The organism is Sphingopyxis sp. PAMC25046, assembly GCF_004795895.1.
GTDB lineage: Bacteria > Pseudomonadota > Alphaproteobacteria > Sphingomonadales > Sphingomonadaceae > Sphingopyxis.
On record NZ_CP039250.1, the window covers coordinates 4,417,008 to 4,429,958 of the forward strand.

Consider the following 12,951-nt stretch of genomic DNA (forward strand, 5'->3'; position numbering starts at 1 on the left):
AACGGCGGTTTCCGGTCGAGAGCGGTTCCGATGGCGTCGGTGCCATATCCGACGTGGTAACGGGCCCCGGCTTTCGCCGGGGTGCACAATGGGCATTCCGTTGTCTAACTCTCATTGTGATCCCGGACTTGATCCGGGATCCATGGTAGCGCCGAAGTCATGGACCCCGGATCAAGTCCGGGGTGACGAGAAGGGGGTTCTGTTACGTGGTGGACTTTCCAAAGGCTGCGGAAAGGCGCTAGGGCGTGAAAGCGGAAGCTGGACTCCCGTTTCAGCGGAAACGACGAAGAATAGGTAGGGCGGCTGGTGGGTTCGGACGACGCGATTCTGGTGACCGAGGATGAAGCAAGGGCCTGGATCGGGGCCGCGTTTTCGCCGACCGTCGATCAGTGGGCGCAGCTCGATCGATTCGCTCAAATGCTTATCGCCGAGAATGACCGGCAGAATCTGATCGCGGCGTCGACGATCCCGACGATCTGGGTGCGGCACATTGCCGACAGCGCGCAGCTCCTGGCGCTCGATACCGAGGGCGAGGGGCTTTGGGTTGATCTGGGGAGCGGGCCGGGGTTGCCGGGGCTGGTCGTTGCGATCCTGAGCGCACGGCCAATGCTGCTCGTCGAATCGCGCAAACGGCGGTGTGAATTCTTGCGCGCGGTCGCGGACGAGTTGGAGCTGGGGCATGTCGAGGTCGCCGAGGCGCCCCTCGAGCGCGTCGAAACACGTCCCGCCGCGACGATCAGCGCGCGCGCCTTTGCGCCGCTCGACAAGCTCATCGACTTATCCGCTCGTTTTTCCACCGAATCGACGCGCTGGCTGCTGCCAAAAGGGCGAAACGCGGTTAAGGAACTGGCATTGCTGCCCGAGGCATGGCAGAGAATGTTCCACGTGGAACAGAGCCGCACCGACGCCGAGAGCCAGATTTTGGTGGGGCGTGGAAAGATTGCGGCAAAACAGCGAGGAAAGCGATGATCCGCATTGCCGTGGCGAACCAGAAGGGTGGGGTCGGCAAGACGACGACCGCGATCAATCTGGCGACCGCGCTCGCGGCAACGGGCTGGCGCACGCTGATCATCGACCTCGATCCGCAGGGCAATGCCTCGACCGGGCTTGGAATCAAGCAGTCGCAGCGCGAATTTTCGAGTTACGAATTGCTGCGTGGCGATGCGACGGTCGCCGAATGCGCGATCGCGACCGCGGTGCCGCGGCTCGACATCGTCAGCGCCACGGTCGACCTGTCGGGCGCCGAGATCGAGCTGATCGAATTTCAGGACCGGCTCCACCGGCTCCAGCAAGCCCTGTCGGGCGCCGAAGCGGGGCAGTGGGACATCTGCCTGATCGATTGTCCGCCGTCGCTGGGCATGTTGACGCTCAACGCGTTGATCGCCGCCGAATCGCTGATCGTGCCGCTCCAATGCGAATTTTTCGCGCTCGAGGGGCTGAGCCAGCTGCTCACCACCGTCGAGCGTGTGCGCGAGCGCTTCAACCAGAAATTGTCGATTCTGGGCGTCGCGCTGACGATGTTCGACCGGCGCAACCGGCTGACCGACCAGGTGTCCGACGATGTGCGCGAAGTGCTGGGCCCGGTGGTGTTCGACACGGTGATCCCGCGCAATGTCCGCCTGTCCGAAGCACCGAGCCACGGGCTGCCGGCGCTGATCTACGATCATCGCTGCGCCGGGTCGGCGGCCTATATCGCGCTTGCGCGCGAGCTGATCGACCGGCTTCCCGAAATCCGCAAGGCGGCATAAATGGCTGATAATGAAAAAGAAAGTGGCACAACGCCGATTCGCAAACGCCCCTCGGGGCTCGGCCGCGGACTGAACGCGCTGTTCGGCGACGCGGCGGTCGAAGCGCCGGTGCTCGCGACCCCCGGAAGCGCGGCGCGCGCGGCGCCGGTGGTGGGCGATGCGGTGCAGCATGTCCCCGTCGGCGCGATTCGCCCGCTGCCCGGGCAGCCGCGGCGCCATTTTGACGAGAATGCGATCGCCGAACTCGCCGATTCGATCGGGCTGCGCGGATTGCTCCAGCCGATCATCGTGCGCCGGTCGCCGGATGGCGAGGGTTTCCAGCTCGTCGCGGGCGAACGGCGCTGGCGCGCGGCGCAGCGCGCGGGCCTGCACCAGATTCCCGCGCTCGTGCGCGAACTCGACGACGCCGCGACCTATGAGATCGCGCTGGTCGAGAATATCCAGCGCCAGGACCTCAATGCGATCGAAGAGGCGAGCGCGTATCGCCGGCTGATCGAGGATTTCGGGCATAATCAGGAAGCGCTGGCGAAGCTGGTCGGCAAATCGCGCAGCCATGTCGCCAATTTGATGCGTCTGCTCGACCTGCCCCAAGCCGTGCAGGCGCTCGTCGGCGACGGATCGCTCGCGATGGGTCACGCGCGCGCGCTGATCGGTGCCGAAGACGCCGAAGCGATCGCGCGCCGCGTCGCGAAAGAAGGCCTGTCGGTGCGCGCGGTCGAGGCGCTGGTGCGCGCGGGCAAGGGCGGCGACGCGCCGCGCAAGACGCCTGGCGATTCGGGCGCGATCGCGGCATCGGGCCGCGACCCCGACATCGTCGCGGTCGAACGCCACCTGTCCGAACTGCTCGGCATCGGGGTGACGATCCAATATGCCGGCGATGGCAAGGGCGCGCTGACGCTGAAATTCGCGTCGCTCGACCAGCTCGACATGATCTGCCAGCGGCTTTCGGGCGAAGGGATCTGATTCGCGCCGTCGTCGGCGTGGAATGTGCCAATACGGGCCGATAGAGCAGAAAAACGCATTCCTTGCGTGCTTAAAAATTCATCTAAATATCTGATTATTAAAGAATATAGCGCAGTTTTCGCGCAAACCCTTGTCGCGCCGTTAACCAAGCTTGCTGGCAAAAGCTGAACAGGTCGCGGCCTAAACGGGTCGGTGAATGGGGTGGGATTTCCATTCGAATATCGACCGAATTCAAGGGACCAAATCATATGCGCAAATTCGGAATGAAGCGCGCCCTTCTGGGCGCCGCGATTGCTGCTCTCGCCATGAACGCCCCGGCGGCGCATGCGGCGACAGCCACGGGCACGGCGACGGCCAAGATCCTGCGCCAGATCACGCTCACCAAGACCAGCGACCTGCAATATGCGACGATCATCAGCGGCGCGACCGCGTCGACCGTCGCGGTGTCGACCGCGGGCGGGGTGACCTGCGGCGCTGGGCTGACCTGCACCGGGACGACGGCGGCGGGCAGCTTCGACGTTGCGGGCACGAGCGGTGCGGTCGTGCTTGTCGGCGGCGATTCGAGCGTGACGCTCAACGGCTCGCTCGGCGGCTCGATGACGTCGACGCTGACCTATTCGGCGCCGAACATCACGCTCGGTGCCACCGGCGGCAGCTTTCAGATCGGCGGCACGCTGAGCGTCGGCGCCAATCAGGCGTCGGGCGACTATTCGGGGACGTTCAACGTCACCGCCAACTATCAGTAAAAATTTGGGGGGCCTGGCGGGCCGAGACCCGCCAGCCGTATAAATGGGGTCGCTAGGCGCGCGCCGGGCGACCCCTTTTTTTGCGCGCAGGGCAGCGATGGTTAGCGAAATATCAACCATGTAAGCGCAAGCAGGATGCGACCATCGGGACGGTGTGGGGCCGCTTCCCGGACGATTGTGGGGATCGTGACCAATGTTTCGCTTTCTGAAGGCCTTTGGCCTGCTCACCGCGGCCGCGTTCAGCGCCGCGGCCGTTCCCGTCCATGCGGCGGGCGACCTGCTCGTCGCGCCAACGCGCGTCATCCTCGACGGATCGCGCGGGACCGAAGTGGTGCTCAACAACATCGGCAGCGAGCCCGCGACCTATCGCATCAGCCTTGAAATCAAGCGGATGACCGCCGCTGGCGGGCTCGACGAGATCGCCGAGGAAAATGTCACACCCGCCGAGCGCGCGGCGCTCGACATGATCGTCTTCAGCCCGCGCCGCGTCACGCTGCCGCCGAACCAGCCGCAGGTCGTGCGCGTCGGGGTGCGCGTGCCCGAGGGGACGCCGCCGGGGGAATATCGCGCGCATATGCTGTTTCGCGCGGTTCCCGACGCGGCGGCGGCGAATGCGACTGAGGCGAAGCCCGCGAGCACGGGGGTGTCGATCGCGCTGACGCCGATTTACGGAATCACCATCCCGGTAATCGTGCGCGTCGGCGACCTCGGCGCCGAGGCGGCGATCGGCGATGCGTGGGTGAGCGAAGGCACCGACGGGCCGGCGTTCAACTTCGACCTGTCGCGGAGCGGCAACCGCTCGGTCTATGGCGATATCGAGGTGACGCGGCCGGGGGTGGCCGAGCCTTTGCTCGTCGCGCGCGGGATCGCGGTCTATCCCGAGGTCGCCGCGCGCACGGTGTCGCTGCGCGTGCCGGACGAGGTGGCGGCGAAGCTGAAAGGGCCGGTACGCATTCGCTATTCGGAGGATCGCGAAATCGGCGGCGGCACGATCGACGAGGCCGAGCGCGTGGTGAAGTAGAAAGCGGACGGAGAGTTCAGGCGCGGCCGTGATGCGGTGGGGGCGCTTCATCGTCGCCGCGCTGGCGCTGGCGGGTCTTGCGCCCGCCAGCGCCGAAGCCGTTGATCGAACGCCGGTTTCCCCCTCCTCCGCGGCGTGGGCGCCGAACGCCGACGACAGCTGGCTGTTCGATGTGCGCTCGGGCCAGTACCGGCTCGGCGACGGGGTGCGCGGCTATCAGACGCCGCAGGGGATTTGCGTCGACCTGGGCGATGTCGTGCTCGCGCTCGATCTGGCGGTGCGCGTCGACCGGAAGTTGCGCCGCGCAACCGGCTGGGTGTTCGACGAACGGCGCAGCCTGACGATCGATCGCGAGACGGGCGAGGTGCGCGCGGGGAGCGAGAGTTTCCGGCTGGGCGCGACGACGATCCGCGACACGGCGGCGGGCTGGTGCGTCGATCTGGACAGTCTGAACCAGTGGCTGGGGGTTCCGCTGACCGCCGACCTGTCGAACGCGGTGCTGCGCGTCGACGCCAAGGAAAAGCTGCCGTTCCAGCTCGCCGCCGAACGCCGCGCGCGCGCCGCGTCGATCCGCCCGCAGGCCGGGTTCGATCTCGCGAGTCTGCCGCAGGCGGAGCGCCCTTATGCGGCGTGGGCGACGCCGTCGGTCGATGTCGTCGCGTCGGTCGGCGCAGTGTCGGACAAGCGCGGCGGATCCTATGTCCAGGGGCGCTACGAGATTTTCGCGGCGGGCGAGGTGCTCGCGCAAAGCTTCGACGCGCGGCTGTCGTCGAACAATGAGGGCGTGCCCGACAGCCTGCGGATGCGGCTCTATCGCACCGACCCGCAAGGGCAATTGCTCGGGCCGTTGAAGGCCACGCATTATGGCGTCGGCGACGTCAACCTGCTGTCGACGGGAATTGTCGCGGCGTCGGCGCCGGGGCGCGGTGCCGTGATGACCAACCGCCCGGTCGAGCGTCCCGATGCGTTCGACAAGACCGATTTTCGGGGCGATCTGCCCACGGGCTGGGATGCCGAGCTCTATCGCAATGGGCAATTGCTCGCCTTCACGAGCCCCAATGGCGACGGGCGTTACGAGTTTATTGACGTGCCGCTGCAATATGGCGCGAACCGCTTCGAGATCGTGCTGTACGGGCCGCAGGGGCAGGTGCGGCGCGAGATCAAGCAGGTGCAGGTGGGCCTCGATTCGATCCCGCCGCAGCAGACCTGGTATTGGGCGGGAGTCGCGCAGGAAAATGCCGACCTGATCGAATTCGGCGGCCGGCGTGGCGGCGCGTTCCGACGCGGGTGGCGCGGGACGGCGGGGATCGAGCGCGGGCTCGGCACGCGCACGTCGGCTTCGGCCTATCTGCACAGCCTGCTGATCGAGAATGTCCGCTACAATTATGGCGAGGTCGCCTTGCGGCGCTCGATCGGACCGACCTTGCTCGAGGTCGGCAGCAGCTATGAACAGAAGGGCGGTGTCGCCGCGCGCGTGAGCTGGCTCGCGGCGTTCGGCGAGACCTATGTGCGCGCCGACGCGCTGCGCGGCTGGGGCGGTTTCGTGTCGGACCGCTTATTGGGTAATATCGACGCGATATATTCGGTGTCGGTCGACCAATCGGTGAAGCTCGGGCGGACGATATTGCCGCTGCATTTCGATGTGCGGCAGGTCGAGCGATGGTCGGGGGGCGACAGTGTCGAGGCGAGCGCGCGCGCATCAGCGAGTTTCCGCGCGCTGACCTTCACCGGCCAGCTCGACTGGAACCAGACGAAGGCGCCGATCGGTCCCGATCCGCCCGACAATCTGATCGCGAGCCTTCTGGCCAACGCCCGCATCGGGCGGGTGCGCGTCCGGGGCGAGGCGCGCTTTGCGCTGTCGGGCGCGAATAGCGATACGCGCATGGCGCTGATCGGCGAGTGGGCCGGGAAGGGCGAGGCCGAGTGGCGCGCCGAACTCGGTTATGACCGCGGGCTCGACCGCGCGCGCGCCGGACTCGGATATACGCGCCGTTTCAACAAGTTGCAGCTCAGCGGGTTCGGCGAGGTCGCGAGCGACGGATCGGTCGCGGCATCGCTCGCGCTCGCATTCAGCTTCGGACCGAAATCCGCCGGCGGTTGGCGCGTATCGGCCGAGAAGCTCGCGAGCCGCGGGCAGGTGATCGCCGATGTCTGGATGGACGAGAATGGCGACGGGGTGCGGCAACCGGGCGAAGCGGCGCTGCCCGGCGTGCCGCTGACCGCGGGCAACGCCTTTGTCGATGCGGCGACCGATGAAGACGGGCGCGGCGCGATCGACGGGCTTGAACCCTTTCGGCCGGTGCTGATCGGGATCGACGCGGGGAGCCTGCCCGATCCCTATGTTCAGCCCGCGCTGCCGGGGGTGGTCGTCGCGCCGCGACCCGGGGTCGCGACGCGCGCCCTGCTGCCCATGGTCGCGGCGGGCGAGATCGAGGGGGTTTTCCGGCGCGACGGCGGCAATGTGGTCGAAGGGCTGCGCGTCGAACTGGTCGACGCCGAAGGGCGGGTGCGCGCGGCGACGTTGACCGAGTTCGACGGCTATTTCCTGTTCGAAGGCGTCGCTTACGGGCGCTACACGGTGCGGCTGGGCCAGGCGTCCGCCGCAGCGCTGCGACTCGATGGCGGTTTCGCGATGAGCGCGGTTCCGGGAAAGGCGACGCCGCGCGTGCGGCTTGGGACGCTGACGCTGAAGCCGCTGCGGCAAGAGGTTGCGGCAACGGGTGGCGAGGCGCTGGGGATCAACGGCGCGCGCGGGCCGCCCGATGCGGGAGATGAAGGGTCTTGAGCGGTTTTGCCGTCGCTTCGCCGCATTGGAACGGCGCGGCGGCAGGTGAAAGGGATAAGCCGTCGTTGGTCGCTCGCGCCGCCGCCTCTGTGCGCACCACCTTCATCGGTGGGCCGCCATCGATGAAGGTGAAGCTTGAAAAGTCCCCAGCGAACTCGACCGTGATGCCCAACGATTCGGATCGAAAGCGCGTGGGCGAGAGTGCGAGCAGACGTTCGGCGGTGGACGCGGGCGCGCCGACGAAACGTGCGAACAAACCCTCCGGGCGCGCCTCGATGTCGATCTTGAGTCCGCTACCCTCGAAGCGCCCTGCCGCCCGGGAAAGCTGGGCGGTCGACAAGGTCTTTTCGCCGGTAGCCGGTACCGCGATATCCGGCCAGCCATAGTCGGCGGCGACGGCGCGGACGACCTCGTTGATCAACCGCCGGCCGTCGCCGCCGTTGGTCAGAACGACGATGCCATCGCCCTCGCCGACATAGGCGGCCATGAAGGATTCGAATCCCGGATTTACGCCATCGTGGCCAAAGCGCGGGACGCCATCCCGGTACAGGGCAAGCCCGAGCCCCCAATTATCCTTGACCGGCGTCATCATCGCGCGCGTCATGGCGGGCGAAAGGCGGTGACCCTTCTCGCCCGCGCCCGACGCCTGAAGGTCGATCAGCAGGCGTGCGAGGTCGCCGGCGCTCGCCCACAGGCCACCGGCGGCGAGTTGGGGGACGACGACATAATTGCCCGGGATCGGCGCGCCATGGGCGGAACCGAACGCCATGTCGGCGCGGATCGCCGGCGACGGCGGCATGGCAAAGGCGCTGCGCGTCATGCCGAGCGGGCCCAGCACTTCGCGCTCGGCAAGGTTGGCGAAGGACATGCCGCTCGCGTCGGAAAGCGCGAGTTGGGCCACCATATAACCGCCACCCGAATATTGGAACTGCGCCCCTGCCGGCAATATGCTGCGCACCGGCTGGCTGTCGGCCGGTGGAAGGCCATCGAGGGTCTGGACGGTCGTCGGAAGCGGTGCGCCGGGCAGGTAGCCGCGATCGAAGCCATGGACGCCGAGCCCGGCCGTATGGCTCAGAAGCTGGCGAAGCGTGACGCCGCGCGGCGCCAGCTTCGGATCCTTTGGCAGTTGCCACGAATGCAGCGCTTCGTTGATGTCCCGGTCGAGCCCGATCTTGCCCTGTTCGACGAGCCGCAGCGCCAGCACTGCCGTCACGACCTTGCTGATCGATGCCGCCTGGAAGGCGGTATCCGGCGTGACCGGCGTGCAACTCGCGATGTCGCGGAAGCCCCAGCCGCGCGCCCACTCGATCCTGCCGTTATGGATTACGGCGACGCTGAGCCCGGGCACATCATATTGGCGCATGCGTTCGGTCAGGCTGAACGGCTTGGCCCCCGGTTCGACAATGGCGGGCTGCAGATTGGCCTCTACATAGCGGGTATGCGCGTTCGTCGGCCCGCCCGCCGACTCGGCGAGAACAGGGCAGCTTTTCGGTTGCGCGGCGGCGGGGGTGGCGAACGCAGCAAAGGCGATCGGGCCGAGCAACAGGATCCCATGCTTCTTTCGCATCATCAATTCCCTCGTTCATCGATTGCCAAGGAGCGACGTTGATTGGCGCGCGCGCGGTATCGTTCGCCGGTGCTCGACATCCGGCGGTCTGGTCGGTCGAATATGGGTATCTATCGGGTTGTGCGGTCGGCTCCGCGAGTTTGCGGCAGATCGGTGTGCCACGATGCAAGCCCCGCCAGCACCGCCAATTCAACGAGGAGAAGGGCGCCCTGCAGCGCTGCTTGAGCGGTATCGAGGTTCAGCACGGCCATGAACGTCACGATGGCGATCGTGGTCGACAGCGTCAGCGCGCCCGTTTTCAGGAGGCGCGACCAGTCGCGATCGAGCAGCATCCACGCCATGGCCAGATGCCCGATCGCGAGGAGGAGCATGAGCACCGCCAGCAACGGGATCAGGGCATGATAGGTCCCGGCCAGAAGGGCGTTCTGACCCGAAGTCAACATGCCGCCGCGGGCGAGCGAATGGGGAAAGCCGAAGACCGCACAGCCGATCTGGAGCGCGGCGACGGGGATCAGCAGCCCGAGCGCGAAAGCGTGCGCCGTCAAGCTGAAGCGGCCCTCCGGATGCACCGGCATCCGGCGCAGCGCGGCGACCAGACAACCGGATGCAAAGCGGATCGGCTTGCCGGCATCGATCGCCTCTTCGAGTTCGGCGCGCATCGCGAGCCCCCATTCGCGATGTCTCTCTTCCATGCAGGCCGTGGCGAGCGTCATCATGGCCCGGGCGATCGAAGTCCTCATGTTCGTGCAACCTCCCCGACGAATCCACCCGCTTGCACCGCTACCTCCCGCGCCAGCGCCACGCCCGCCGCGCTCAGGCGATAGGCGTGGCGGGCCGGACGGCCCGGCCGCTCGGGCTCGCGCCATTCGGCCTCGACCAGCCCCTGCTCGTGCATGCGCATCAGCAGCGGATAGAGCGTCCCCGACTGAAGACCGGTTTCCTTCATCAGTTCATAGCCGTGCCGCCATTGCTGCGTGCGCACCCACAGGATGTTCAGGAGGAGCAGCATCTGCTTCGAGGGGCGTCGTGATCGGACCATGATCAAAAAGTCACATATGTAGAATTATGAGTCAAGCCATTTGCTCGCGGGGTTAGGGGGCGCTTCCTTTCTCAGCTCAGCAAAGGTTCGAGCGCGTCCCATTCGCGGTCGACGGCGCGGCGGCCGGCGTCGATCGCGGCGCGGATTTTCGCGGGGTTGAATTCGAGCGTTTCGGCGACTTCCTCCTCGGGCTCGATGATACGGATCGGCGCGAAGCGGTAGCGCGCGATCTGGACGTCGAGCGGGCGGAGGATGCGCGCGGCCTGCGCGCCGCCGATGCCCTCGCTCTGGAGCGCGCGGAGCTGCGCCTCGCGCGCGGCGATCAGGTCGTTGATCAGCGCCGCGCCGGCGAGGTCGTTCGCCGAGACCTCCGACTGGAGGATGTCGACGGCGCGCAGCCCGATCTTGATGAGATTGGGGAAAGTGCGCACCGCGCCGGGCTGCGGCGCGGGCGAGGCGCGCACCGCGATCACGCCGCGCGGGTTCATTTCGAGCGCCGAACTCAAAGGAGTCACGTCGCGCACGCCGCCGTCGACCCATTGTTCCTCGGCTCCGTCGCTGGCACGCGTTTTGAGCGGATCGAAGAAGAGCGGCATCGCGCAGCTGGCGTAAACCCAATTGTGGATGCCGGGTACGCTTTCGTCGATCGTGCGATAGGTGCCGGTGCCGAGATTGACGACGCCGAGCAGGAGTTTGCGCCCGCTTGCGCGCAATTTCGTCTCATTCGCGAAGCCCTTGAGCAAGCGTTTGAGGGGGCCGGTGTCGTAGAGCGCGTCCTCGCCGAGCAGCCCGCCGACGACGCCGAGCGGGCGCGACTTGTAGATCGAGCTGTTGCCGCGGATGCCGAGCCAGGCGTCGAGCAGCGCGGGGACATCGTCCTGCGCGACGCCGAGCGCCTGAATCGCGCCGGTCGAGACGCCGGCGACGATGTCGAGCCGGACGCCGCGATTGACGACGAGTTCGTGGACGACGCCGACCTGGAAGGCGCCCTTGGCGCCGCCGCCGCTCAATACGATTGCCAGACCGCCTGCCATGTGCGCCTCCTTGCCGGCGCAAGTTTACATGAGGTCCGCCCGCCGCCCAAGCCCGCGGCGCCCCATCGGCGAAAAATCCCCGTCTTTGATATCCCTAGCGCGACATTAACCGGTTTTTAGCGCGCCGTGGCATAGGGAGCACGGCGGGCTGAAAAATGGCCACAGGAAGAAACCAATGGCCGGACCGACAGCGAAAACGCCCGATGACCGGAATCGCTTTTCCGCGCTTTCCCCCGATCGGCTGGCGCTGATCCTGTGGCTGGGCTTCGTTGCGGCCAGCCTGTATATCCATCGCGACGCCATCGCGACGCTGGCATTTTCCGATCCCGACAATGCGATGCGTCTCGTGCAGGTGCGCGACCTGATCGCCGGGCAGAGCTGGTTCGATACAACGCAATATCGCACGAATCCGGGCAACGGCGGACTGACGCACTGGTCGCGGTTCATCGATGCTCCCATCGTTGGACTGATCCAACTGCTGAGCCTGATCGTCGACCCGCGCACGGCCGAGCGATGGGTGCTGGCGGCCTATCCGCCGCTGCTTGCGTTGCCGTTGCTGCTCGTCTTCTCCCGGATATTGCAGATATTGGGCGACCGGCCGTTCGTCCTTGTCGGCCTTGCGATCGCGGCCACAACGATCACCTATCTCCATCATTTCGCGCCGCTCAATATCGATCATCACAATTGGCAAGTGCTGCTTTCGGTCGTTCTTCTGTGGCTCGCACTGCGCCCGGCGTCTTTTACGAACGGATTTCTGTCGGCCTTCGTCGCGACCATCTATGTCGAGATTTCGCTCGAAGGCTTTCCTTTCCTAGGAATTTTCTGGGCGCTCTTCGTCCTCGACTGGTTGCGCGACCCCGCGCGGGAGAGCCGACTGCGCGGCTTTTCGGCGGGGATGGTCCTGCTCCCGGCGCTGTGGTCGTTGCCGCTGCGCGGTACCCATTATGTGTCGAGCGTCTTTTGCGACAGCTTTTCGCTGCCTTATATCGCCGCCGCTGCGCTGGCGGGGGCGGTCTTTCTGATTTTCCTGACGGCGCCGGCGCGCTGGACCGGCTCGCTCGCGCGGCGTGTGTCGATCGTCGCGGCGGCGGGGGTCGCGTTTGCGGCAAGCTTCAGCCTGACCGGCGCCCCCTGCCTCGCCGGGCCTTTCGGTGAGCTCGAGCCCCTTGTCCGCATCTTTTGGTATGAACCCATTCTCGAAGGACGACCCCTCTGGGAACAGGTGCCGGCGCGGATGATCGCGTATAGCCTCGCGACCGCCGTCGGCGGGGCGGCGACCGTCTGGGCCTGCCGCCGGGCCCGCGGCCGTCCCGAAGCCGAAAACTGGATGCGCCTCGCGTTGCTGATCCTTTGCAGCACGATTCTGGCCCTGTTGGTGATACGGTCGCTCGCCGTCGCCCACGCCTTCATGATTCCGGCCTTTGCCGCATTGGCGGTGGCCTTCTGGCGCTGGGGCGATGCCGGCCCCGGCCCATGGCGCCGGCTGTGCGGGACGCTGTTGCTGTTGCTGTCGATGCCGACGATCGATATCGCGCTGGGCTTCAACCTGTCCTTGTTGACGACGCGGTCGGCCGAAAGCGGCAGCACTCCGGTCTGCCTGTCGCGGGGAGACCTGGCGCTCGCCGACGAGCCTCCCGCGCTTCTCTTTTCGTCGATCCATATCGCGCCTACCTTGCTGGTCGGTACGTCGCACAGCGTGGTGACGACGGGGCATCATCGCAATCATGCCGCGATCAACCGCGTCCTGTCGGCCTTTCTCGCACCGCCGGACGCCGCGCGCCGATTGGTCGGCGCACAGAATGCGCGATATCTTGTATTTTGCGAAAATGAACTGGCGCCGCTTGCCCGCGTCAGCCCGCGCGGACTGGCGGCCCATCTGCTGGAACGGCGGCCGATAGATTGGCTCGAACCGCAAGCGAAGCTCTCGTCGGGCGGCTTCCACGTGTATCGTATCGTCGATATCGCCGGAAAAAGCGCGCGATCCTCACGAAATCCCCCACCCCGTTAACCGGTTCTTAGCCATGTTTGCCCCATTGCGACCGGCAGCA

General features: G+C 66.4%; 11 protein-coding genes. 7 read left to right on the top strand and 4 right to left on the bottom strand.

What is annotated here, in order from left to right; translation table 11 throughout:
• Positions 1-306: 306 nt before the first annotated feature.
• From rsmG to E5675_RS21000, 6 genes are all read left to right on the top strand, one after another.
• Entirely contained in the window at positions 307-969 is a 663-nt protein-coding gene (gene rsmG, locus E5675_RS20975; protein ID WP_247594717.1) for a 16S rRNA (guanine(527)-N(7))-methyltransferase RsmG, read from the top strand.
• Positions 966-1,748 (top strand): AAA family ATPase, encoded by a 783-nt coding sequence (locus E5675_RS20980; RefSeq protein WP_136176192.1) that lies wholly within the window; start codon positions 966-968, stop codon positions 1,746-1,748. Before rsmG ends, E5675_RS20980 begins: the two co-directional genes overlap by 4 nt.
• Positions 1,749-2,711, top strand: a complete 963-nt coding sequence (locus E5675_RS20985; protein WP_136176193.1) for a ParB/RepB/Spo0J family partition protein — start codon at positions 1,749-1,751, stop codon at positions 2,709-2,711.
• Positions 2,712-2,959: 248 nt separating this feature from the next.
• A complete protein-coding gene (locus tag E5675_RS20990) occupies positions 2,960-3,457 on the top strand; it encodes a DUF4402 domain-containing protein (RefSeq protein ID WP_037557523.1) in 498 nt (165 codons plus the stop codon).
• A 193-nt stretch (positions 3,458-3,650) separates the two neighbouring features.
• A complete protein-coding gene (locus E5675_RS20995; RefSeq protein WP_136176194.1) occupies positions 3,651-4,478 on the top strand; it encodes a molecular chaperone in 828 nt (275 codons plus the stop codon).
• A 31-nt stretch (positions 4,479-4,509) separates the two neighbouring features.
• Complete coding sequence (locus tag E5675_RS21000) at positions 4,510-7,263, top strand: carboxypeptidase regulatory-like domain-containing protein (protein ID WP_136176195.1); 2,754 nt, start codon at positions 4,510-4,512, stop codon at positions 7,261-7,263.
• Here the strand turns inward: E5675_RS21000 and E5675_RS21005 are convergent.
• From E5675_RS21005 to E5675_RS21020, 4 genes are all read right to left on the bottom strand, one after another.
• Positions 7,217-8,833, bottom strand: coding sequence for a serine hydrolase domain-containing protein (locus E5675_RS21005; protein WP_136176196.1), 1,617 nt, complete (start codon positions 8,831-8,833; stop codon positions 7,217-7,219). The two genes, E5675_RS21000 and E5675_RS21005, sit on opposite strands and share 47 nt — an antisense overlap.
• A 107-nt stretch (positions 8,834-8,940) precedes the next feature.
• Complete coding sequence (locus E5675_RS21010) at positions 8,941-9,546, bottom strand: hypothetical protein (RefSeq protein ID WP_136176197.1); 606 nt, start codon at positions 9,544-9,546, stop codon at positions 8,941-8,943.
• Positions 9,547-9,566: 20 nt separating this feature from the next.
• The gene (locus E5675_RS21015; RefSeq protein WP_348769815.1) at positions 9,567-9,869 is read right to left on the bottom strand and encodes a PadR family transcriptional regulator; all 303 of its coding nucleotides are present in this window, start codon (positions 9,867-9,869) and stop codon (positions 9,567-9,569) included.
• Between the two features lie 71 nt (positions 9,870-9,940).
• A complete protein-coding gene (locus E5675_RS21020; protein WP_136176198.1) occupies positions 9,941-10,903 on the bottom strand; it encodes a patatin-like phospholipase family protein in 963 nt (320 codons plus the stop codon).
• 175 nt (positions 10,904-11,078) lie between these two features.
• Between E5675_RS21020 and E5675_RS21025 the strand changes: the two genes are divergently transcribed.
• Complete coding sequence (locus tag E5675_RS21025) at positions 11,079-12,911, top strand: hypothetical protein (protein WP_136176199.1); 1,833 nt, start codon at positions 11,079-11,081, stop codon at positions 12,909-12,911.
• The last annotated feature ends 40 nt before the right edge of the window (positions 12,912-12,951 follow it).

Excerpts from the sequence above, each read along its gene's own strand:
- E5675_RS21025 (WP_136176199.1), top strand. The coding sequence starts at position 11,079 with ATGGCCGGACCGACAGCGAAAACGCCCGATGACCGGAATCGCTTTTCC.
- E5675_RS20995 (WP_136176194.1), top strand. The coding sequence starts at position 3,651 with ATGTTTCGCTTTCTGAAGGCCTTTGGCCTGCTCACCGCGGCCGCGTTC.
- E5675_RS20980 (WP_136176192.1), top strand. The coding sequence starts at position 966 with ATGATCCGCATTGCCGTGGCGAACCAGAAGGGTGGGGTCGGCAAGACG.
- E5675_RS21015 (WP_348769815.1), bottom strand. The coding sequence starts at position 9,869 with ATGGTCCGATCACGACGCCCCTCGAAGCAGATGCTGCTCCTCCTGAAC.
- E5675_RS20990 (WP_037557523.1), top strand. The coding sequence starts at position 2,960 with ATGCGCAAATTCGGAATGAAGCGCGCCCTTCTGGGCGCCGCGATTGCT.
- E5675_RS20985 (WP_136176193.1), top strand. The coding sequence starts at position 1,749 with ATGGCTGATAATGAAAAAGAAAGTGGCACAACGCCGATTCGCAAACGC.
- E5675_RS21005 (WP_136176196.1), bottom strand. The coding sequence starts at position 8,833 with ATGATGCGAAAGAAGCATGGGATCCTGTTGCTCGGCCCGATCGCCTTT.
- E5675_RS21010 (WP_136176197.1), bottom strand. The coding sequence starts at position 9,546 with ATGATGACGCTCGCCACGGCCTGCATGGAAGAGAGACATCGCGAATGG.
- E5675_RS21000 (WP_136176195.1), top strand. The coding sequence starts at position 4,510 with ATGCGGTGGGGGCGCTTCATCGTCGCCGCGCTGGCGCTGGCGGGTCTT.
- E5675_RS21020 (WP_136176198.1), bottom strand. The coding sequence starts at position 10,903 with ATGGCAGGCGGTCTGGCAATCGTATTGAGCGGCGGCGGCGCCAAGGGC.